The organism is Liquorilactobacillus ghanensis DSM 18630, assembly GCF_001435235.1.
In the GTDB taxonomy this organism is placed as follows: domain Bacteria; phylum Bacillota; class Bacilli; order Lactobacillales; family Lactobacillaceae; genus Liquorilactobacillus; species Liquorilactobacillus ghanensis.
This window is the reverse complement of sequence record NZ_AZGB01000015.1, coordinates 126,959-150,127: the sequence shown is the minus strand read 5'-3', so window position 1 is coordinate 150,127 and position 23,169 is coordinate 126,959. Positions and strand designations below refer to the sequence as shown.

Annotated in this window: 21 protein-coding genes; 19 read left to right on the top strand and 2 right to left on the bottom strand. The window is 39.4% G+C overall.

Annotated features, from left to right (window positions below):
- The first annotated feature begins 3 nt into the window (after nucleotides 1-3).
- The 4 genes from FC89_RS04875 to FC89_RS04860 are packed head-to-tail and all read left to right on the top strand — an operon-like array spanning nucleotide 4 to nucleotide 3,466.
- A complete protein-coding gene (locus FC89_RS04875) occupies nucleotides 4-552 on the top strand; it encodes a hypothetical protein (protein WP_057871426.1) in 549 nt (182 codons plus the stop codon).
- Entirely contained in the window at nucleotides 549-1,868 is a 1,320-nt protein-coding gene (aroA, locus tag FC89_RS04870; RefSeq protein WP_057871425.1) for a 3-phosphoshikimate 1-carboxyvinyltransferase, read from the top strand. Before FC89_RS04875 ends, aroA begins: the two co-directional genes overlap by 4 nt.
- A complete protein-coding gene (locus tag FC89_RS04865; RefSeq protein WP_057871424.1) occupies nucleotides 1,865-2,956 on the top strand; it encodes a prephenate dehydrogenase in 1,092 nt (363 codons plus the stop codon). The genes aroA and FC89_RS04865 overlap by 4 nt, the downstream gene beginning before the upstream one ends.
- A gap of 6 nt (nucleotides 2,957-2,962) precedes the next feature.
- Nucleotides 2,963-3,466 carry a shikimate kinase gene (locus tag FC89_RS04860; protein ID WP_057871423.1) on the top strand — a complete coding sequence of 168 codons (504 nt, stop codon included), beginning with the start codon at nucleotides 2,963-2,965 and terminating at the stop codon, nucleotides 3,464-3,466.
- Between the two features lie 59 nt (nucleotides 3,467-3,525).
- Here FC89_RS04860 and FC89_RS04855 read toward each other — a convergent pair whose 3' ends face one another.
- On the bottom strand, nucleotides 3,526-4,551 hold the full coding sequence (locus FC89_RS04855; protein WP_057871422.1) for a lactonase family protein: 1,026 nt from the start codon (nucleotides 4,549-4,551) through the stop codon (nucleotides 3,526-3,528).
- 106 nt (nucleotides 4,552-4,657) lie between these two features.
- Between FC89_RS04855 and FC89_RS04850 the strand changes: the two genes are divergently transcribed.
- Nucleotides 4,658-5,014: a PTS glucitol/sorbitol transporter subunit IIA gene (locus FC89_RS04850; RefSeq protein WP_057871421.1), complete on the top strand. Its 357-nt coding sequence runs from the start codon at nucleotides 4,658-4,660 to the stop codon at nucleotides 5,012-5,014.
- A 479-nt stretch (nucleotides 5,015-5,493) separates the two neighbouring features.
- Nucleotides 5,494-6,879, top strand: coding sequence for a group II intron reverse transcriptase/maturase (gene ltrA / locus FC89_RS04845; RefSeq protein ID WP_057871420.1), 1,386 nt, complete (start codon nucleotides 5,494-5,496; stop codon nucleotides 6,877-6,879).
- A gap of 91 nt (nucleotides 6,880-6,970) precedes the next feature.
- Here the strand turns inward: ltrA and FC89_RS04840 are convergent, their stop codons facing one another.
- The gene (locus FC89_RS04840) at nucleotides 6,971-7,942 is read right to left on the bottom strand and encodes a GMP reductase (RefSeq protein ID WP_057871419.1); all 972 of its coding nucleotides are present in this window, start codon (nucleotides 7,940-7,942) and stop codon (nucleotides 6,971-6,973) included.
- A 225-nt stretch (nucleotides 7,943-8,167) separates the two neighbouring features.
- Between FC89_RS04840 and FC89_RS04835 the strand changes: the two genes are divergently transcribed.
- From FC89_RS04835 to FC89_RS04775, 13 genes are all read left to right on the top strand, one after another.
- Nucleotides 8,168-8,668, top strand: coding sequence for a YbaK/EbsC family protein (locus tag FC89_RS04835; RefSeq protein WP_057871418.1), 501 nt, complete (start codon nucleotides 8,168-8,170; stop codon nucleotides 8,666-8,668).
- Between the two features lie 11 nt (nucleotides 8,669-8,679).
- The gene (locus FC89_RS04830) at nucleotides 8,680-9,534 is read left to right on the top strand and encodes a methyltransferase domain-containing protein (RefSeq protein WP_057871417.1); all 855 of its coding nucleotides are present in this window, start codon (nucleotides 8,680-8,682) and stop codon (nucleotides 9,532-9,534) included.
- A 203-nt stretch (nucleotides 9,535-9,737) separates the two neighbouring features.
- Nucleotides 9,738-10,253 carry a tRNA (cytidine(34)-2'-O)-methyltransferase gene (locus FC89_RS04825; protein WP_057871416.1) on the top strand — a complete coding sequence of 172 codons (516 nt, stop codon included), beginning with the start codon at nucleotides 9,738-9,740 and terminating at the stop codon, nucleotides 10,251-10,253.
- A 57-nt stretch (nucleotides 10,254-10,310) separates the two neighbouring features.
- Entirely contained in the window at nucleotides 10,311-12,635 is a 2,325-nt protein-coding gene (locus FC89_RS04820; protein WP_057871415.1) for a DNA translocase FtsK, read from the top strand.
- Between the two features lie 20 nt (nucleotides 12,636-12,655).
- Nucleotides 12,656-13,912: an EF-P 5-aminopentanol modification-associated protein YfmF gene (gene yfmF / locus FC89_RS04815; protein WP_057871414.1), complete on the top strand. Its 1,257-nt coding sequence runs from the start codon at nucleotides 12,656-12,658 to the stop codon at nucleotides 13,910-13,912.
- Nucleotides 13,909-15,207: an EF-P 5-aminopentanol modification-associated protein YfmH gene (gene yfmH / locus FC89_RS04810; RefSeq protein ID WP_057871413.1), complete on the top strand. Its 1,299-nt coding sequence runs from the start codon at nucleotides 13,909-13,911 to the stop codon at nucleotides 15,205-15,207. The genes yfmF and yfmH overlap by 4 nt, the downstream gene beginning before the upstream one ends.
- A gap of 2 nt (nucleotides 15,208-15,209) precedes the next feature.
- Entirely contained in the window at nucleotides 15,210-15,935 is a 726-nt protein-coding gene (gene ymfI, locus FC89_RS04805) for an elongation factor P 5-aminopentanone reductase (protein WP_057871412.1), read from the top strand.
- A 98-nt stretch (nucleotides 15,936-16,033) separates the two neighbouring features.
- Entirely contained in the window at nucleotides 16,034-16,942 is a 909-nt protein-coding gene (locus FC89_RS04800; protein ID WP_057871411.1) for a helix-turn-helix domain-containing protein, read from the top strand.
- 17 nt (nucleotides 16,943-16,959) lie between these two features.
- Complete coding sequence (gene pgsA, locus FC89_RS04795) at nucleotides 16,960-17,547, top strand: CDP-diacylglycerol--glycerol-3-phosphate 3-phosphatidyltransferase (RefSeq protein ID WP_057871410.1); 588 nt, start codon at nucleotides 16,960-16,962, stop codon at nucleotides 17,545-17,547.
- 96 nt (nucleotides 17,548-17,643) lie between these two features.
- On the top strand, nucleotides 17,644-18,885 hold the full coding sequence (locus tag FC89_RS04790) for a competence/damage-inducible protein A (protein WP_057871409.1): 1,242 nt from the start codon (nucleotides 17,644-17,646) through the stop codon (nucleotides 18,883-18,885).
- 141 nt (nucleotides 18,886-19,026) lie between these two features.
- Nucleotides 19,027-20,091, top strand: coding sequence for a recombinase RecA (recA, locus tag FC89_RS04785; RefSeq protein WP_057871408.1), 1,065 nt, complete (start codon nucleotides 19,027-19,029; stop codon nucleotides 20,089-20,091).
- 508 nt (nucleotides 20,092-20,599) lie between these two features.
- Nucleotides 20,600-22,156: a ribonuclease Y gene (rny, locus tag FC89_RS04780; protein ID WP_415589941.1), complete on the top strand. Its 1,557-nt coding sequence runs from the start codon at nucleotides 20,600-20,602 to the stop codon at nucleotides 22,154-22,156.
- 206 nt (nucleotides 22,157-22,362) lie between these two features.
- A complete protein-coding gene (locus FC89_RS04775; RefSeq protein WP_057871406.1) occupies nucleotides 22,363-23,163 on the top strand; it encodes a TIGR00282 family metallophosphoesterase in 801 nt (266 codons plus the stop codon).
- Nucleotides 23,164-23,169: the final 6 nt, after the last annotated feature.

Genomic DNA, 23,169 nt, shown 5'->3' with positions numbered 1-23,169 from the left:
TATTTGCGGATACACACATTGGGGCCGGCAGCAACTGACAGCAGTCAAGCCGCTCAGTATTATGTCGAGCATTATTTGGCTGATCAATTAAAAACTTCAACGCAGATCGTGTTACATTCCAGCTTTGAACAATTATTTAGTCAATTGCAGCAGCTGAAAGATGATTTTTTAGTAATTCCAACTGCTTTTCGTTCAGCTAAATCAGGAATGTCTTGGGGACAGTGGCACTATCGTAATTTAGCTGTATTAGATTTGCAAACGGCCTTTGTTTACCCGCTTAATTCGCTAGTATTACTAGAAAATACAGCTAGTGTTTCAAATATTGCCTATACTCATGCAGCTTTGACGGATTTGATGGGGCAATATATTCAACCAAAAGTTGTTAGATGTTCAGCTAGCAAATATGCAGCTTATCAGCAATATCTAGTTGATGGTCAATATGTTTTAACTAATGAAAAAAATGTCCGGCTTCGACCGACCGAAAAAATTTTACAACGTTTTTCACCGCAAATGGTGTGGGCAGTTTATCAAATCAAGGAGTTTCAAAAATGAAAGAAATTGTATTAACAACAGCACCTCAAAACGGCCTACAAGGAGTACTGAATGTTCCCGGAGATAAAAGTATTTCACATCGGGCTTTGCTGATTGGAGCAATCAGTCAGGGGAAGACAATAATTAATCATTTTTTAAAATCGCAGGATTGTTTGCATACTTTGCAAGCTTTGCGCCAGCTAGGGGTGGAAATTTCAGAAAAAAATGATCAGATGATTGTTGCCGGAAAAGGAATAGATCATCTACAACCAGCCAATCAGCCACTAGATATGGGTAATTCCGGCACAACAACGCGGCTTTTACTGGGCTTGCTGGCCGGAAGGACTTTTAATACTGAATTGCAGGGGGATGCTTCTTTAAGCCGCCGACCGATGAAACGAGTCAGTGAACCATTGCAAAAAATGGGTGCGGCAATAAAATTAACATCTACAGGAACTTTGCCGGCAATTATTCAGGGTAAGAAGCTGTGGGGAAAACGGATCTCACTTGAGATTGCCAGTGCGCAGGTAAAAAGTGCAGTGATTTTTGCGGCATTGCAGGCTGATGGTCCAACAACAATTATTGAAAAGCTGCCAACGCGCAATCATACTGAATTGATGCTTCAACAATTTGGTGCTGAGGTTGTTACGGCCGTCGATCAACGGACGATCACCGTTTTACCGCATCCGCATCTGCGAGGACAATTGGTTCAGGTTCCGGGAGATCCCTCATCCGCAGCATTCTTTATGGCGGCAGCAACATTGGTGCCCAACTCAGCAATTGTTTTAAAAAATATTTCACTAAATCCAACCCGAATTGGATTTTTACGAATTCTGCAAAAAATGGGCGGTAAAGTCAGTGTGCTAAAGCAAGCCAATGTTCCAGAAACATATGGTGACATTAAAGTTGAGTCGGCAAAATTGCACGCAATTGAATTAACGGCAGCTGACATACCGGCAGTGATCGATGAATTGCCATTAGTGGCGTTATTAGCGGCTAGCGCAGTTGGAACCAGTAAAATTACCGGTGCAGCTGAATTGCGCGTTAAGGAAACTGATCGAATAGCAACAGTAACTGCTGAATTGCACAAACTGGGAATCAAAATCACTGAATTACCTGATGGCATGATTATTACTGGCTCGTCTAATTGGCAGCCGCGGGCATATCAGTTAGACAGTCATGGCGATCATCGAATCGGAATGATGTTGGCTGTAGCGGCTTTATGTGTTCATCAATCTTTAACGCTGCAACAAGCCGATGCGGTCAACATTTCTTATCCTAATTTTTTTACTGACTTACAGCAGCTGTTGGGTCAATCAAAGCAGGTGAGATTATGACTGAAGTTTTTATTAACGGCTTAGGTCTGATTGGCAGTTCATTAGCTCGTGCAATAAAGCAAAAAAATCCTGAAATTAAAATTATTGCAGCAGATCTTAATCAAGATGCGCTGGAGTACGCTTTACAACAAAAAATAATTGATAAGGCTGCTGATTCATTAACGGCTGCACAAACGGCTGATTTTGTTATTTTGGCAACGCCGGTTAATGAGATAATTAATTCATTACAGCAATTAAGTAAATTGCCTTTGAAAAAAGGGATGATCATTACTGATGTTGGCAGTACCAAGCAGCAGATTGTTGCAGCAGCAGCTGTGTTACCGGCACAGGTTACTTTTATCAGCGGTCATCCGATGGCGGGATCCCATAAAACGGGTGTTACAGCCGGACGAGCCGATCTATTTGAAAATGCATTTTATTTTATTGTTGCCCCAGCAGTTCCGCCAGAAATGATAATACGTTTGCAAGATTTATTACAGCAACTGCACGTTAAGTGGCTACAATTGACGCCTGAACAACATGATCGGTTAGTTGGTCAAATCAGCCATTTGCCACATATAATTGCAGCTGCCTTAGTTAACCAAACGCAGCGGGCTTTTGAAGACTCACCGCTAGGTATGCGTATGGCAGCCGGTGGCTTTAAATCAATAACTAGGATTGCAGCTGCCGATCCAACGATGTGGAGTGCGATTTTGCACACCAATGCAGCGATTATTGCCGAACAATTACAAGATTATCAAAATGAACTGGTTAAAGTTCGCCGGGCAATTCTAATTGATGACCAAAGTGCGCTTTACCATTTTTTTGCGACAGCAAAGGTTAGTCGTGATCAATTGGGACCGGAAAAAATCGGTGGGTTACCAGGATTTTATGACTTATTTGTTAATATTCCTGATAAAGTTGGTTCATTAGCTAAAGTTACACAAATTTTGGCGGCTGCCAAAATAAATTTAATTAATTTGCATATTTTAGAAATTCGTGAAGAAATTGATGGTGTTTTGCAGCTGACATTTATGAAGGAAACAGATCGGACTACTGCTGCAAAAATTTTAAATGAACAGCATTATCAAGTTATTTCAAGGAAGTGAAGGTAGATGAAAGCAGTATTAGTGGGTTTCATGGGCAGCGGGAAAACGACAATTGGGCGACTTCTAGCTGAGAATCTAAAAACCTCACATATTGATTTGGATCAAGTGATCGTTGAACATGTTGGCAAATCGATTAATGATATTTTTGAAGAAGAAGGAGAACAGTCTTTTCGACAGTTGGAACATCGATTATTGCAGCAGCAATTAACTCAAGATGGCATTCTTTCGACCGGGGGTGGAACACCGATTATGCCGGCTAATCAATATTTGCTCCGACAAACAAATACACCGGTGATCTTGCTGGAAGCTTCAGCTCAGACAGTTGTTCAGCGAGTTTTGCGGGATCATTCACGTCCTTTGGTTAACAAGTTGTCAATAACTCAATTAAAGGGATTAAAACAAAAACGAGATGCTTTATATCGTGAATGTGCTGACCTGGTCATTAAAACTGATCAGTTGACACCGCAAGAGATTATTGCCCGGATTTTGCCTAAGATAATAACTGATTAAACAAAAAAGCCGGTCAGCATTTTGAGCTGCCGGTTTTTGATATTTAAGGGAAATTATGCTTATTCTGGAAGGAATTTAACACAAACGCCTTCAGGTAAAACAATATCTTTTTGCAAACAAGTCAATTTGCCACTTGTCAAAGAACGGCTGAATAAAGTAGCATTGTCGCTTTCTTGATTAGCAACTAATAAGAATTTACCGGTAGGATCAATTGCAAAATCACGTGGGAAACTGCCAGCAACAGTGATTCTTTGAACCAACTGCAATTGCTGATCGTTCCAAGCAAAGACGGCTAAAGAATCATGTCCGCGATTGGAAACGTAGACAAACTTGCCGTCTGTTGAAATTTTAACGGCAGCAGTTCCGTTGTGTGTGGTCCAATCTTCAGGAATAGTAGACAGTTGTTGGGTTTGAGTAAAAGTTCCAGTTGCAGCACTATATTTTAAAACAGCAACTTGACTGCTTAGTTCTCCCACTAAAAAGGCAAATTTGCCATTGGGATGAAAGACTAGGTGGCGGGGTGCAAACCCAGCTTCAGTTTCAAAAATTTGCTGATCAATTAAAGAGCCATCAGCAGCAACTTTAAAAGTGTAAACTCGATCAGCGCCCAAATCACAAACAGCCAATCGGCGATCAGGAGTTAGATCAGCATAATGAATATGTGATGCTTCTTGTTCAGGGCGTGGACCATGACCACTGAATTTCTTTTCAGATAGTAATTCAAACGGTTCATGAGCATGAGCTTGATAAACTCTGACAACGGCAGTGTGATAGTTAGCAGAAAAGACAAGATCACGTTGGTTATCAATTCCGACATAGCATGGGGCAGAGCCGGGAGCAACTAATTGTTCAGTGATTTTAGTTGGCTCAGCAGTTAGATCGATTTGGGCAATTCCACCTTGCTGTCCTGCTTTGGCAACAGCAAACAGTTGCTGGTAATGATTGAAGTCCAAATAAGTTGGGTTGCTTAGAGGATACAGCAATGTTGGTTGTGAGCAGCTTTGAGTTTCAAGGTTAAGTTCAGCTTGATAAATTCCTTGGGAAGCTTTTTTGGTATAAGTTCCAAACAAAATTTTTTCTGTCATATAAAAGTTACCTCCATTTTAACTAACTTTATTGTAACCGATTTAGATTAAGCTGACCATATGTTACAATAAAACTGTGTTAAAACCAAAAAAGGAGTTTGTTGCAATGTTAAAAGCAAAAATTGTTGAAATTGGACCGGAAGCTATTTCGGCTGATGATCCGCTTTTGATTTTGTTTGATGAAACAGCCTCGGTCCAACTGAGACATGTTTCAGTCGTTCAACGCTTCATTTCTCCCAATGAACAGCGCTTTTCACTTAAAGTTGGCGGTCAAGTGAAAATTGATGATCAAGTTTATAAAGTGGAGCATGTTGGCTCATTAGTAGCTGATAATATGGAAATGATTGGTCATGCGACCCTCTTTTTCGAAGAAGTTCCTGTACGACCACAGCATAATGGAATCTATTTAAAACCATACACTGTTCCTAAAGTGCATGTAGGCAGTGTTATTTGTTACGAATGAAAAAAGCTGGTGATAGAATTTTTATCATCAGCTTTTTTCTGGTGCGCCCGGCATGGACGAATACTAGGTGGTGAAAGTCCGCTGTGGGCCGTAGTAGTCGGAATCACGAGCCAAAGACAAGGGTGTCCACCGTGAGATGGAATCCGAAGGAAGTCCTAGGCAAACTGCTGAACTGATGTACAAGAAGTGGCTATAAGGCTGGACGAGCTGGATAAGATTGCTAGACGAATCAAAGTCCGATACTACTCAGAGCGAACTCCAGTAAAGCCAACAGTTGCATGGCAGGAAAGCATTCATCCTTACCCGGGGAGATCTGTTTGATATGTCTCTACCAGCAGAGCGAAAAGTTTTGCGGAAACAAGCTGGCCAGTGATAGCTGGTTGAATCAAGCAGAAGTCAGCCGAAGTCATAGTAGTGGCACACAGTGCCACGAAGGACTGAACAATAATAACTCATATTGATTTGAAGAGGTGGAAATTGTGCGAAAATCGCAGAAAACAGAACAACAAACTGACCGCCGGTGGAGGATAAGTCCAGAAGACTCAAAGCAAACCGGGGCGCGTAGCACCATTTCTGGTGAACAAACAACGATGAGTGGCACAAAGTTTCAAGCCCGAGTATTGGACCGTAATAACCTCAATCAGGCTTACTTACGGGTCAAACGCAACAAGGGTGTCGCAGGTCTCGATGGTATGTCCGTCGATGACCTATTACCATATCTGAAAGCACATCGGCAGAAATTACTTGATTCATTGGCAAATGGGACTTATCGTCCCATGCCAGTAAAACGAGTTGAAATTCCCAAACCCAATGGTGGTAAGCGAAAGCTTGGTATTCCCACAGTCGTAGATCGTCTGATCCAGCAAGCTGTAGCTCAGGTTCTAACACCCATTTTTGAGCAAGTGTTTTCAGATAGTAGCTTTGGTTTTCGACCGCATCGAAGTGCGCATGATGCCATTCGGCAAGTGATTGACCTTTATAATCAAGGCTATCACTGTGTGGTTGATCTTGATTTAAAGGCTTACTTCGATACAGTCACCCATGATTTAATGATGAAATTTGTTAGTCAGTATGTTCAGGACCCATGGTTATTGAAGCTAATTCGTCGGTTCTTGACTAGTGGGGTCATGAATGGTCATGTCTTCGAACCTGAAATCAAAGGGACACCGCAAGGAGGACCCTTGTCTCCATTGCTAGCTAACATTTATCTTAACGAACTCGACAAATTACTCACTAGTCGAGGCCACAAATTCGTGCGTTACGCTGATGACTGTAATATTTATGTTAAAAGTAAACGTGCGGGCCAACGAGTTCTCGCCTCTGTTAACCGTTTTCTAGAACGTGACTTGAAACTAACTGTTAATCGGGAGAAAACGCAAGTTGGCTCACCCTTGAAATTAAAGTTTCTGGGTTTCTCGCTAAGTGTCAATCGGAATGGTGCATATGCCCGTCCCGCCAAAACGTCTAAGCAAAGAATTAAACAGGCTCTAAAGCAAATCACCAAACGCAATCGTGGGATTTCTCTTGAACGGATGTTCAGAGAAATTTGGCAGAAAATGCGCGGCTGGTTGCAATATTATGGCTTTGGCAAGCTCCAAGCTTTCATCAAACGGTTAGACCAGTGGTTACGTTCGCGTATTCGTCAGTCCATTTGGAAATCATGGAAGAAAATTAAAACCCGAATTAAGCGGCTGAAACAACTAGGTGAACCAGTAAGAGAGGCTCATATTTACGCAAATACACGTAAAGGGCCTTGGTATACAGCCCACACGGGCGTATTGAAATACACCTTAACGAATGAAAAGCTGGAGGGTCTTGGACTGATGAATATGTCCAAAACTCTCCAGCAAATCCAGAGTGCTTAAGTTATTGAACCGCCGTATACGGAACCGTACGTACGGTGGTGTGAGAGGTCGGCGGGGAGACCCGCCTCCTACTCGATTAATTTAAAACTAATTAATCACCGTTAAAAATAGAATTTTTAACAATTACATAGTCAACTTTTCGCAAAGCGGCTAATTCACGCCCACCAGCGTAAGAAATCGCGGATTGGAGATCTTCTTGCATTTCGTGTAAAGTATCAGCAATATGTCCGCGATAGGGAACAAGCAGTTTTTTGCCTTCAACATTTTTGTACTGTCCCTTTTGGTATTGTGAAGCGGAACCGTAGTAAGTTTTATATTTTTTACCGTTCTTGGAAATAACTTCTCCGGGACTTTCTTCGTGACCCGCAAATAAAGAGCCGATCATACACATTGAAGCACCAAACCGGACAGATTTTGCAATATCACCATTATAACGAATTCCACCATCGGCAATAATTGGTTTGCTGGCAGCTTTGCTGCAAAGTCGGACAGCAGCTAATTGCCAGCCACCGGTACCAAAACCAGTTTTGAGTTTGGTGATACAAGCTTTTCCGGGACCAATTCCAACTTTAGTAGCATCTGCTCCGGCGTTTTCTAATTCACGTACGCCTTCAGGAGTTCCGACATTACCAGCAATGACGAAAACACCCGGCAGTCTTTTTTTAATATGATGAATCATGTCGATTACCGTATCAGCATGGCCATGAGCGATATCAATAGTAATATACTCAGGAACTAGATGGGCGGCAGCTAATTCATTAATCAATTCGTATTCTTTTGGTTTAACCCCAACAGAGATCGAAGCAAATAAACCGCGTTGATGCATTTTTTTAACGAACGGTAGCCGTTCATCCTCATTAAAACGATGCATAATATAAAAATAATCATTTTTTGCGAGCCAAATTGCTAATGGTTCATCAATAATGGTTTGCATATTTGCTGGAACTACTGGAATTTTAAAGATCATTGGGCCAAATTTAATTTTAGTGTCTATTTCAGAACGACTTTTTACAATACATTTATTAGGAACAAGTTGAATGTCTTCATAATCAAAAGCTTGCATAGCGTTACCCCACATTCTTATTAATGAAATATATTTTCGTTGATTAAGCTTTTTCATCCACAAACACCGTATAATTTACTTCATTATGTGATAAAAGTCAAATGAATTAACTGTAATTGCTTGGAAACATTCGCTTTTAGTGGAAAAGATCTTGAATGTTGTATGACGAATGGAAGTTTTAACGCTATAATGAATAGGAATAATTTTGATGAAAGGATTTTTTTCATGGCAAAGAAAAAGAAAATCAAAAAAACAAATGAAGAACGGATTCTGGATCAGCACGGAGTTGATTACCAAGAAACTGATTTTGATTGGCTTAAATTAGGAGAATCAGCGTTAGCTCAAGCTGAAGCTGAGGGCATACCGGCTAAAAGCATTTTAAAAACGATTGTTTTACAAGCAAATGGTTCAGGTCGTGATTATTTAGTTATTTGCTTACCGCTTGAATATGAAATTGATTTGAAAATCGTCGCAGCTGAGTTGGGCAAAAAACAAGTCCATTTAGCAGATAATAAGAAACTAGTTCAGATAACCGGCTATGTTCATGGTGCAAATACGCCAATTGGAATTAGTTTTAAACAGGGATTCCCAATTTATTTTGATGAACGAATTAAGGATTTTCCAGAAGTTTCAGTTTCAGCAGGAAAAGTTGGTCGTTCAGTTCGCGTAAATCAGAAAGAATTGGTAAAGTTAGTCAAAGGAAAATATTTAAAAGTACAAAAATAAGGACATAAATTATGAAAAAAATTAATAAGGCAGCTGCTTGGTTGCAAACAAATTACCTACTTTTTCGCTGCCCTTACTGTGGAACAGCCTTTAATCAGCCAAAAGGTAATAGTCTAGTCTGCCAGCAGCAACATTGTTTTGATTTGTCAAAAAAAGGAACACTTTATTTGCTAAAGCATGGTTATCAAACTAATTACGATAACCATGATCTTTGGCAAGCACGCCGCCAAATTTTGCAGGCCGGTTTATTTAGACCGATTTTTGCCAAGTTAGTAGACTTAATGCCCACAAAGCCTGTCAAAATTTTGGATGCCGGTTGTGGTGAAGGCTCAGCTCTGGCTTATTTTGCAGCCGCAAGAAAATACGATGATACATTGGTTGGTTTTGATTTGACGAAAGTTGCATTAAATTTGGCAACTCAGTTTGATTTTTCAGCCTTTTTTTGTGAGGCTGATTTAGCAAATCTACCTTTTCAAGCCGGAAGTTTTGATGTACTTTGTGATATTTTTACACCTTCCGCTTATCAAGAATTTGAACGAGTTTTGGCACCGGGAGGTTTATTATTAAAAGTAATTCCTAATCAATTATATTTAACTGAACTACGGCATATGTTTTATTCTAAGGATTCGCAAAATTACAGTTATAGCAATCAAAAAGTTAAGCAGCTGTTTTTTGAACATTATCCAAATGCTCAAGCAATCCCATTAACTTATAAATTTCAGTTGAACCAGGCAAGTTTTCAGCAGTTATTAAAAATGACACCACTGCAATGGGGAGTAACTAAAGAAAGATTGGCTGAAGTTCAACGGCTCTTTTTGCAAGAGATAACAGTTGATGTTGTTGTTTTAGCTGCTAAAATTGAATAAAACAAAACTTTTTTGTGAAAAAACCTTGAAAAACAAAAAAATAGGTGTTAGAATTTCATCAAGAAATCGGTTGTTAGTAATTAACGGAACAGTCGTTAGTTGCTGAATGATTGTACTTCATTTAACGTAGCCGTTCGCCGTGCCCACACCGAATGGTTACGCTTTTTTTGTGCATAATTTAATAAATTAGAGGAGATTTTTGCATGACCAATCATATTGTACTTTTTGAACCGTTAATGCCAGCTAATACCGGTAACATTGCGCGAACATGCGCGGGAACGGATACAATTTTAGATTTGATTGAACCATTAGGCTTTTCAACCAGTGATAAGTATTTAAAAAGAGCGGGTTTAGATTACTGGGATAAAGTAACAATTAATTATCATGAAAACTTGCCGGCATTTATGAAAACACTTAATGAAAAAGATGAATTCTTTTTAATTTCTAAGTTTGCCGAGCGGGTTTATTCACAGGCAGATTATCGCGCAACTGATCATGATTATTATTTTATTTTTGGTAAGGAAACAACCGGGTTACCAGAACCTTTTATGCGAAAATTTTACGAACATTGTTTAAGAATCCCACAAAACGATCAGCATATTCGGGCGCTTAATTTGTCAAATACAGCGGCAATTATTATTTATGAAGTTTTACGGCAGCAGGGCTTTCCTGAACTTGAATTGAGTCATCATTATCCGCATGATAAATTGAAGGACTAAGGGCTAAGTATGTTAAAATAATCAAAGACTACTTGTTTTTTTAGAAAGGAAGAGTTCATTGTGGCACACTCGAGAAAACGACGTTCTACAGCAAAGAAACGTCGAAAGAATTTTGCTTTCTCCCCGCAGCTGATTGGAATTATTTTTATCGGCTGGAGTTTGCTTGGACTTTTTCAGGCGGGATATTTAGGGATAGTCTGTTTGAATGTTTTTCGATTATTAATTGGAGACTTAGCAATTACCGGTTTAATTTTATTATTGTTAATCGGTGTTTACTTATTGGCTCGGGGTAAAGAGCCACCGATTTCTGCTAAAGTGATTGTCAGTTTACTGCTGCTATACAGTGGTGGAACATTGTGGCTGACAGCTTTTTTGTTTGCCAGATTAAATTTGCATACCCGTTTTTTAGGAATAACTTGGCAGTATTTATGGTCTGATTTAACAAGTGCAAGCGCTGGCAGTAGTGTCGGAGGCGGAATTTTAGGCAGCTTATGGTACACTGCCAGTTATTTTTTAACGGGTCAGTTCGGTTCATATGTAATCGCAATTTTACTCCTGCTCGGTGGTATTTGTTGCCTGACCGGCATTTCGCTGCCCAAGACATTGCATTTGAGCTTATATTATTTAGTTAAAGTTGTCAGCTGGCTTGGTAAACATCTAAAACCATTGTTTGTTAATTTAGGACAGTTCATTTGGCGTCAGTGGTTGAAAATAGAACATTCATGGCAAAAAAAACAGCAAAAAACTGTTTTAAAACAGCAAACTAAAGCACCATCCACAACCGAAGTGCCAGTTTCTCATGAAGCAGCTGAGCAACCAGCGCCGCCAGCAGTTAAATCTCAACCGGTGATTCAGACTGGCGATTGGCAGCAGGATTTGAAAAAAAAGACTGCTGAAAAAGTTGACAAAGCGGCAGCAGTAAAATCATTACCGCAAAATAATCCGGTAGCTGATAATTACCAGTTACCGCCTAAAGAATTATTACAGCAAGTTAAACCTACTGATCAAAGTACCGAATATAAAAAAATTGATCATAATAATCAGGTGTTGCAGCAAACTTTTAAAAGCTTCGGAGTTGATGTTGAAATCAAACGGGCAATTTTGGGACCATCAGTTACAAAATACGAATTGCATCCGGCAGTCGGCGTGAAAGTTAGCAAAATTGTTAATTTAACCGATGATTTGGCTTTGGCATTAGCAGCTAAGGATATTCGAATTGAGGCTCCGATTCCAGGTAAATCGTTAGTTGGAATTGAAGTTCCTAATCAGCAAGTTTCAACAATTTCTTTTCGCAGTATTATTGAAGAACAAGAAGTTGACGCTGATCATCCCCTGCAAGTACCGCTTGGACGTGATATTTCTGGAAAAGTTGTAATAGCTGACTTACAAAAAATGCCTCATCTATTAATTGCCGGTTCGACCGGTAGCGGTAAATCGGTCGCAATTAATTGTATAATTACCAGTCTATTGATGAATTGCCGTCCAGATTTGGTTAAATTAATGCTGATCGATCCGAAAAAAGTTGAGTTAGGTGTTTATAACGGGATTCCCCATCTTTTAACACCAGTTGTGACCGATGCTCGCAAAGCTGCTAAAGCGTTAAATAAATTAGTAGCTGAAATGGAACGCCGCTATGAATTGTTTGCTAATACTGGGCAACGCAATCTTAAAGGCTATAATGAAATGGTTCAAAGACAAAATCAGGAAACCGGTAGTCATGAGCCATTAATGCCGTATGTTGTAATAGTTGTTGATGAATTATCAGACTTAATGATGGCGGCCTCTAATGAAGTTGAAGCTGCTATTATCCGTTTAGCACAGATGGCACGAGCGGCCGGTATTCATATGATTTTGGCAACCCAGCGTCCATCGGTTGATGTTATCACTGGATTGATCAAAGCTAATGTTCCGTCACGTATGGCATTTGCTGTTTCCAGTGGGACGGATTCACGAACGATTATTGATACTAACGGAGCTGAAAAACTGCTTGGACGCGGTGATATGCTGTTTTTACCAATGGGAATGAATAAACCAGTACGAGTTCAAGGCGCGTTTATTTCGGACCAGGATGTGGCTAAAGTAGTTGATTTTATTAAACAACAGCAACCAGCAGATTATGATGATCAATTGATTGTTACCGATGATGAAGCTGAAACACCGGAACAAGATCAGCCAGAAGATAAATTATTTGATCAAGTAGTGCAATTAATCACCCATGAGCAAGCCTGCAGTATTTCAATGCTGCAGCGACGTTTCCGAATCGGCTATAATCGGGCGGCACGATTGGTTGATGAACTGGAAGCTAAGGGAATGGTCGGACCGGCTGAGGGCAGTAAACCACGCAAGGTTTATTTAGAAGCTCCCCCAACAGATCAGCACTAAATTAAGCGGAGGAAGAAACAGTGCGGTTAAAATTAAAATCAGGAATTTACCTGACAGTTGTTCCAGTTAAACAATTTAAAACAGTACGTGTAGCAGTTAATTTAATTGCACCGTTAACACCAGGAGTACAAGCCAAGCGTTTGTTGTTAGCCAATCTTTTGGAAAATTGTACAGCTGAATTTCCCAATCAAGCAGCAATTGCCCGGCAATTGGCCAAATTGTATGGTGCCGGTTTTGGGGTTACTGTTAATCGACGTGGAAATAGTCATAGCTTAAGTTTTATATTAAATTGTTTAAACGATGAGGTGGGTAATACTTCATTGCTGGAAGATGGAATGGACTTTTTGAAGCAAGTTATTTTTCATCCGTTAACGGACGAAAATGGTTTTGAAGCGAATAACTTTCTTCGTGAAAGGCGCAATTTAAAGCAGGCAGTTATTTCAGCTGCAGATAATAAACAATTAACGACTTATCTGGCCTTGCAAAAAGCTTATTTTACAGATTTAGTTCAACAGGAACCATCCTTTGGAACTTTAGAGCAGCTGGAAAATTTAAATGCAGCCAACCTTTTTCAGTATTACCAAACTTGTTTAGCTCAAGATCAAGTAGAAATTATTGTTTTAGGTGATGTTACCCAAGGACAAGCTGAACAATTAGCAGAAAAATTGGACTTTAAGCCGCGTGCAAAACAAGATTTTGGTCTCTTTTATCAACAGACATGGCAACCGAAACTGCGGCAAAATTCATTTAAACAAACGGTTAGTCAAAGTAAGTTTGATTTGGCTTTTTCATTACCAATTTATTATGATCAGGCTGAATTTGCTGCAGCTTTAGTATTTGATGCGATCTTTGGCGGGTTGCCACTGTCACGTTTATTTGTCAATGTTCGTGAAAAACGTGGTTTAGCTTATTATGCCAGTAGTTCGTTTGACAGCTTTCGGGGTATTTTGGCCGTTCAAACCGGAATTGATGCTGCAAATAAAGAACGGGCACAAGAGGTTATTTGTCAACAACTGCGTGAACTGCAGCAAGGTAGAATCAGTCAAGTTGAACTAGCTGATGCCAAAAAAATGTTGCTTAATGATTATCAAAGTCAGCTTGATAGTCAAAGCAGCCAACTTCGCCGGACGCTTTTGACCAATCTAACTGGTAGTGATTTAACTGGCCGAAAGTGGGAACAAGCTCTTGATAAGGTTGGTACAGAACAAGTGGCGGCAGTTGCTCAGCAGGCTAAATTACAAGCAAGTTCTTATTTGCAAGGGATGGATGGCAAATGAAAATAATCGAGTATCCACTAGTTAATGAAAAATTATATATTCAGCATTTGAAAAATGGTTTAACAATAAAAATTTTGCCGCGAGCGGATTTTCATAAAGTTTATGGTAGTTTACGGGTAGAATACGGATCGTTAGATAATTGCTTTTTAACCAGTGATCAACAAAAAAAGGCTTTTCCTGCGGGAATTGCTCATTTTTTGGAGCATAAAATGTTTGATCAACCGACTGGGGATGCTTTTGAACAGTTTAGTCATTTAGGGGCAGATGCCAATGCATTTACCACATATACTAATACCAACTATTTGTTTTCTGGCACGACACAAATCAAGCAAAATGTTTTGGCTTTATTGGATTTTGTTCAGCAACCATATTTTCAGTCGGCAGCAGTTGAACGCGAAAAGAAAATTATTGGTCAGGAAATCAAAATGTACCAAGATGACATCAATTGGCAACTATATGCCGGGGTTTTGGCAGGAATGTATCCTAATCACCCATTAAGCGATGATATTGCCGGTAGTTTAGCTTCTATTGAACAGATCACCGCGGCCGATTTGTTAGCATGCTATCAAGCATTTTACCGGCCAGAAAAAATGTCGTTTTTGTTGACCGGGGCAGTTGATCCGGTGGAAGCAGTTAGCTGGTTTGAAAATAATCAGGCGCAAAAGAAATTGCCAGTTTGCCCTGCTGGTCAGACAAGAGATTTCACTGTTGCTGAGCAGGCTGCTGCTCGCTCCTTTAAGCAGGTTTTATTACCAACGCAAAGACCAAAAGCAACATTGGGATTAAAAGGTACTGATCAAGTATCAGTTTCAAATCGAAGTGGGTTAAAATATTCTTTGGCGCTTGAATTGGCTTTCTTTATGTTATTTGGTGAGATTTCTGACAATTATCAAAAACTGTATGAATCAGGAATTATAGATGACAGTTTTAATTTTGAAATTCAAGTTGATCGTGGCTTCCATTTCGCTGTTTTGAGCAGTGAGTGTACTGAACCGGCAACTCTTTTTGCCAGTTTGATAAAAATTTTGCAAGCTGGCAGTCAACAATTAGAAACTGCTGCAACTGAGTTTTCATTAGCTAAGCATGATTTACTGGGAACCCAAATTCAATCATTAGATTCGCTGGAAAATATCATTTCTGAGGATCAGGGACTGTTATTTGACCAAGCGACAGTTTTAGACCAGATTGATTTGCTGCAGCAATTGTCACTAACTGATGTTTGCCGAACCTTTAAGTCTTTTTGGCAAAATTGCCAGCTAAGCAAATTTCAAATTCTTCCAGAAGAAGGCGTATAGAAATGAAATGGGCATTGATTATTGGGGCATCAGGCGATATTGGTCAAGCGACAGCAGAACAGCTGGCAGCTGCTGGCTGGTCGCTTTATTTGCATTATTTTAATTCACGGGAAAAAATTGTTGATTTAAGGAAACGATTAGCTAAATTGTATCCAAAGCAAGATTTTCTGACGCTGGCAGCGGACTTTACGAATGAACAGGCGGCCGAGCAACTGGCCGCTGGTTTGTTTGCTGTCGATGCGGTAATTTTTGCGCAAGGAACGACTAGTTATGGTTTATTTCAACAACAAGCATCGGCAGAATTAAAAAAAATGATGACTATGCAAGTTTTAGTCCCGACTCATTTATTGCAGCTATTGCAAACCAAATTAGCTGTTAATCATTTTGGCAGAATTATATTCATTGGTTCGGTTTACGGTGGTAGCGGCAGTGCGATGGAAGTTGGCTATAGTACGGTGAAGGGTGCTTTATCCGCTTTTGCCAGTGCTTACAGTAAGGAAGTGGCTTCGCTGGGAATTACCGTTAATGTAATTGCTCCGGGGGCGGTGGCAACCAGAATGAATCAAATGTTCTCGGCAAAAGACAGAGCCAAAGTAGCAGCTGACATTCCAATGGGGAGATTTGCGTTGAGTGATGAGGTCGCTTACTGGGTCAAAGCGCTGTTAGCTGAACCGGCTCGTTATTTAACCGGCCAAACAATTTATGTTACTGGCGGCTGGCTGAAATAAGTATTTCTTAATTAATATTTGGTTGTGCCTATGCTATACTGGAATCAGACTTAATATCTGACAAATATCTTGATAAATAATTGGAGAGTTATTTTAAAATGAGTGAAATAGGAAAAACATTAAAAGCTGCTCGGATCGAAAAGGGCTATACATTAGACGATTTGCAGCAAATTACCAAAATACAGAAAAGATACTTAATTGCAATTGAGGAAGAAAAATTTTCCGATTTGCCTGGGGAATTTTATGTTAAAGCTTTCATTAAACAGTATGCAGAAACAGTCGGTTTGGATGCGGCCACTCTAACCGCTCAACTGACAACTAATAAAGAGGACACAGCTAAACCAGATACCTCTGTAAAAGAAACACCACATTCACGAGTTGAGGCAACGCGGCAGAGCATTCAAAAAACAGATCGCCTTAATCGCGTTTTTAGTATGTTGCCAACGATTATTATAGTTGCTGTTGTAATTATTATCTTAGGATCGATCTACGCTGTTGCGTGGAGTAATCATCAAAAGAACTCAAGTTCACAGCAGATCAGCAGTTCAAAGGTTTCAGTTTCATCTAGCTCAGCTAAAAAATCTTCTGCTAAAGCAGATACCAGTAAAAGTAGTTCAGCAGCCAGCTCTAGTTCGGCTGCCAAGAAAAGCAGCTCTAAATCTAAGGCAGCAAAGACAAGTAAAACTAAATTTGCTTTAACCAGCAATTCGGGTTCTTCTTTTGTTTATCAAATGAAAGGAACAAAAGAAATTAACCAGATTAAATTAAGCATCGACGGTTCGAAGGCTTGGAGTGCGGTTTCAGCCGGTGGATCACAGCAATGGCAGGGGACTTTAAATTCTGGAGAAGATCATACGGTCAAATTGCCAAGTGGAACATCTCAGCTAGTAATTAACTTAGGAAATTCTAAGGCAACGTCGATTACAATCAATGGTAAGAAGTTTGACTTTCTAAAAGATAATAGCAGCTTAACTGTTCGGACAATTACGATCAGTTCAGCTGAATAACTTGAAAGGAGATTTTCATGAATTTACCCAATAAATTGACGGTGTTACGGATTTTCCTGATTCCAGTTTTTATGATAATTTTATTAGCTCCGCTAAATTGGGGCAGTGCAACAGTTGGTGGAACTGTTATTCCATGGACGCAAATTGTCGGAGCAGTCATTTTTGCGGTAGCTTCAATTACTGACTTTGCGGATGGGCAAATCGCCCGCCGGCATAATTTAGTTACCAATTTTGGAAAGTTTGCTGATCCTTTGGCAGATAAAATGCTGGTAATGACGGCATTTATCATATTAGTTTCTCTCGATAAAGTTCCAGCTTGGGTGGCGGCGATCATTGTTTGCCGTGAATTAGCAGTTACCGGATTGCGATTAATTGTAGTTGAAAATGATGGAAAGGTGATTGCGGCTGCAATGCCGGGAAAAATAAAAACAACGACACAGATGCTGTCGATTATCTTTTTATTTTTAAATGATATTTTTTTCGCAGCAATTAATATTCCAATAGGCGAAATTTTATTATATATTTGTTTGTTCTTTACAGTTTATTCGGGAATTGACTACTTTGTTAATAGTCGAGCAGTTTTTGCTGATTCATTTGAAAAATAAGATTGAATAAACAAAAAAGCTGAATCTTCTCTGATTCAGCCTTTTTTTAAAGAAAAAATCAGGTTACGGCGTATTTAAAATTAGGAGGCAGATTTAATGAATGCAGAGATTATTGCAGTTGGCAGTGAAATTTTACTTGGACAAATCGTCAATACTAATGCACAGTTTGTTGCTAAGCGGTTAGCAGATTTGGGTATCAATGTGTTTCATCAATCAGTAGTTGGTGACAACCCCAAGCGATTGACTGATGCAATCAAACTGGCAGATGGACGAAGTGATTTAGTTATTTTATTGGGTGGGTTAGGCCCGACAGTTGATGATTTGACCAAACAAACAACTGCAAAGTATTTAGGTCGTGAATTGGTAATTGAGCAGGCAGCATTAGCCAAGATTGAACGATCATTTGCGGAAACGCAACGCAAAATGACGGAGAATAATCGTTTACAGGCTTTATATATTGCCGGTTCCATCCCATTACCAAATGAAACCGGATTTGCTGTTGGTGATTTTTATCAAAATTCAAACGGTAGTGACTTTTTGTTGTTGCCTGGACCTCCAAGTGAATTAAGACCGATGTTTGTTCATCAAGCGCAACCATTGTTGGAAAAAAATTATTTTTCACAACAGCTGGCATCAAGAGTTATGCGCTTTTTTGGAATTGGTGAATCCTTACTGGCGTCTAAGCTGACCGATTTAATAGACCAACAAACCAATCCGACATTGGCCACCTATGCTAAAGAAAATGAAGTTACGTTACGATTAACAGCCAGTGCCGATTCTCAAATTCATGCGCGTGAAAAGCTTGATAAGCTGGAAAAAACAATTCAGCAACGAGTGGGTGAATTTTGTTATGGTTATGGTGATGATAATAGCTTACCGCAAGTAGTAGTCAAATTGTTAAGGAAACGGCAACTGACAATAACAGCGGCTGAAAGTTTGACAGCTGGGAAATTTCAAGCAACTTTAGCGGATGTTCCAGGTGTTTCTGAGGTTTTCCCCGGAGGATTTGTAACCTATGCTAATCAAGTTAAAAGTCAGTTATTAAAAATACCGGCAGAAAGTATTCAAAAAAATGGTGTGGTAAGTTCAGCAACGGCAACTGCAATGGCTGAACAGGCACGAAAAATTTTGCATACTAATATTGGGATATCATTTACAGGAGTTGCCGGTCCAGATGAGCTGGAAGGTCAACCAGCCGGAACAGTTTGGATTGGTTTAGCATTAAAAGATCAGGAGACCCAAACTAAATTATTTCATTTTTCAAAGACCAGACCGTATATTAGAGAAAGAACAGTCTTAACAGGGCTTGACTGGATTCGAAAAGAACTGTTAAAATAAAGCGAACGGTTGTTCGAGAAAAGTAAGACGAAATTTTAATAATTGCAATCACTTTGAATCTTATTATAGAATTTTGTAGCTGGAATAGTTTTGTGTTAAGAAGATCGGCAAAGCTATTAATTTAGCTGAGGAGGAATCAGTTTGGCAGATGAAAGAAAAGCAGCACTTGATGCCGCTTTAAAGAAAATTGAAAAGAATTTTGGTAAGGGATCAATTATGCGAATGGGTGATAAGGCCGATACCAAAATTTCAACTGTTTCAAGTGGGTCATTGGCACTTGATGAAGCCTTAGGTGTTGGAGGTTATCCGCGTGGAAGAATCGTTGAAGTTTATGGACCAGAAAGTTCAGGTAAAACAACGGTAGCGTTACATGCGGTAGCTGAGATTCAAAAAATGGGCGGTGTTGCTGCTTATATTGATGCAGAAAACGCGTTGGATCCGGCTTATGCTACTAAGTTAGGGGTTAATATTGATGAACTTCTATTATCACAACCAGATACTGGTGAACAAGGATTGGAAATTACTGATGCTTTAGTTTCTTCAGGAGCGATTGATATTGTGGTTGTGGATTCCGTTGCTGCCTTGGTACCACGAGCTGAAATTGAAGGTGAAATGGGAGATGCTCATGTCGGTCTGCAGGCAAGATTGATGTCACAGGCATTACGAAAGTTATCCGGGTCGATCAACAAGACTAAAACCATTGCGATTTTTATTAACCAGATTCGTGAAAAAGTTGGTGTAATGTTTGGTAATCCGGAGACAACCCCCGGTGGACGCGCACTTAAATTTTATTCAACTATTCGATTAGAAGTCAGAAGAGCAGAACAGATAAAAAATGGAACTGATATTGTTGGTAACCGTGTTCGAATTAAAGTTGTCAAAAATAAGGTTGCACCACCATTTAAGCGGGCTGAAGTTGATATTATGTACGGGGAAGGTATTTCTAAAACTGGTGAACTTCTTGACATGGCGGTCGAAAAGGATTTGGTCAATAAAAGCGGTTCATGGTACTCTTATGGTGATGAACGAATTGGTCAAGGACGTGAAAATGCTAAAGAGTATTTAAAAGAACATCCTGAAGCAATGACTGAGTTAACTAAAAAAGTCCGGAAAGCCTATGGAATTGACGCTACCGAAGATGAATCTGAAGCAGAAGCACCAGAAAAAGAACAGGTAGACCTTGATCTAAAAAGTGAAGGCGATTAGATTTATTTGATTATAAGAGTGGCGCCCGTTGATTTTAATTGAGCTGGTTTGTTGATAATAAGAGCAAACGATTTCAAACAATTTATTATAGTTTATTTTAAGCTGGCTGTTCTTAATTGAAACAGGCAGTTTTTTTGGTAATTTAATAAAAAGTTAGTATGAAAAAAATATATTGCTTGAAGTGAACTTATCAAATTTATGACCGTAAAACATGATTTCTAGGCTGGAAAAGCCAAATTGGTATTGATAAAATAAAAATTTTATCAGACGTAACTAGCGGAAATCAAAAAAAATGCTAAAAAAGTTAAATCAGACAATAAGCTAGACAATCAGGTTATTTTTTAATTCAAAAGTGGAAATTAGCGGTCAACTAAATTTGTTTATATTGACATCTTGGCGTAAAAAAACGTAAAATAACATTGTATGCATAATTAAACATCTTAAAAAAGTGATTATGTTTGCTTTAATCATTTATTGACGGTGTGGAGGTGAGAATTTGAGTTCAACAATATTGCTTTACCTCGTCATCGCTCTAGTAACTTTGGGTATTGGATTTGCTTTTGGTATAGTTTTTCGCAAAAAAAACTACGAAAGAACACTCGATGCGGCAACACAAACAGCAGCTGGAATTTTAGCTAATGCTAAAAAAGAAGCTGCGGCGCAAAAAAGAGAAGCTATTTTAGAAGTTAAGGACGAAAGTCATCGTTATCGTAGCGAAATCGAAAGTGAACTGAAAGAAAGACGCGCAGAAATTCAAAAACAAGAAAACCGCTTGCTGCAACGAGAGGAGAATCTTGATCGAAAAGATACTTCGCTTGAACAGCGTGAACAGGGGCTTGTTAAAAAAGAAAATCATATTGAGCACGTTCAAAAGGAGCTTGAGAAGCACCAACTTGAAGTTGATTCGTTGGTCAATCAGCAGCAAACTGAATTGGAACGAATTGCAGCCTTGACGAAGGAACAAGCACAAAAAAAGATCATGTCAGAAGCCAAAGAAGCGGTTAATCATGAAATGGCACTGATGATCAAAGAGAAAGAAGAAACAGCTAAAGAACAGTCTGATCAAGTAGCCAAAAGTTTGATTGCTCAAGCAATTGAACGTAGTGCGGCTGATACTGTTTCTGAGACAACCGTATCAGTTGTTTCATTGCCTAATGATGAAATGAAAGGGCGAATTATCGGACGTGAAGGACGGAACATCCGTACTTTAGAAACTTTAACAGGGATTGATTTAATAATCGATGATACGCCTGAAGCAGTTGTACTCAGTGGTTTTGATCCGATTAGGCGTGAGATTGCTAAAATGGCTTTGAAGAAATTAATTCAAGATGGCCGAATTCATCCGGCTAGAATTGAAGAAATGGTTGAAAAAGCTACGAAGGAGATCGATGCTAAAATTCGCCAAACTGGTGAAGAAGCTATTTTTGAATTGGGCTTGCATTCAATGCATCCAGATTTAATTAAAACGATCGGCCGCCTTAAATATCGAACGAGTTATGGGCAAAATGTTTTAGACCATTCAGTTGAAGTAGCTAAAATTGCTGGTGTACTGGCTAGTGAACTTGGTGAAGATGCTAACGTGGCTAAGCGGGCTGGTTTGTTACATGATATTGGCAAAGCAATTGATCATGAAGTAGATGGTTCGCATGTCCAAATTGGGGTCGAATTGACTAAGAAATATCATGAAAGTGATGTTGTCATTAATACTATTGCTTCGCATCATGGAGATGTAGAAGCTAAGTATACAATCGCTGTTTTAGTGGCTGCAGCAGATGCGATTTCCGCTGCACGACCGGGTGCTCGAAGTGAATCATTGGAAAATTATATCCATCGTTTGGAAAAACTGGAAAAAATTACTAATGGTTTTGATGGAGTCAAAAAAAGCTATGCGATTCAAGCTGGTCGTGAAATTCGGGTCATTGTTAAACCAAATGAGGTCAATGATCTTGAGTCGGTTGTTTTGGCACGAGATATTAAAAACAAGATTGAAGACGAGTTAGAGTATCCAGGGCATATTAAAGTGACTGTGATTCGGGAAACTCGTGCAGTTGAATATGCTAAGTAATTATTTATTTGAATAATGAAGAGTTACTGTAATATTTCAAATTAAAGGGCTAGTGGCAGCGTAGTTTGCCGTTGGCCCTTTAATTTTGACTCAGCCGAAACTAAAAATTTGTATTCAGTAGCAAGTAAAACAGTGCCAGAGAAATTTAGCATCAGCTAAATAAAAATGCTAAAATAAAGCTTAGGCAGTTAGAAAAGGGGAAAAATATGCGAATTTTATTCGTTGGGGATGTCGTGGGAAATGCGGGCCAAGCAATGATTGCGACTTACCTTCCACGACTTAAACAGAAATTTCATCCGCAAGTAACGATTGTTAACGGTGAAAACGCAACGCGAGGACGTGGAATTGATCAGACAGCATATAAGCATCTGTTGTTGCATGGTGCTGATATTGTTTCAATGGGAAATCATACTTGGGATAATCCAGCAATTGAAGATTTTATTCATGATGCTCCTCGCTTAATTCGACCAGCTAATTTTTCAGCTGGACAGGTTCCAGGACAAGGTTTTACCTTGATGAAGGTTAACGCGTTTGAGGTGGCCGTTGTTAATTTGCAGGGAAGAGTTTTTATGAATCCATCGGATGATCCTTTTGCTGTTGCAACCGACTTGATTACCGAATTAAGACAAAAGACCAAGTTGGTGGTAGTTGATTTTCATGCCGAAACTACCAGTGAAAAAGAAGCTTTTGCTTGGTGTTTTGATGGTAAGGTTTCAGCAGTAATTGGAACACATACACATGTTCAAACCAATGATGCTCGTATTTTACCGGCCGGAACTGCTTTTTTGAGTGATGTCGGGATGACCGGACCTTATGATGGTATTTTGGGGATGCAGCGATCTAATGTAATTAATCGTTTTATTAATCAAATGCCGACCCGGTTTGAAGTAGCTGAAAATGGTCGGAATACGTTGGGAGCTTGTGTGGTTGATTTAGATGATAATACCGGTAAAGCAACAAAAATTCAGGCAGTACAAATTAATCCGGATCATCCGTTTATTTCTTAAAGGAGA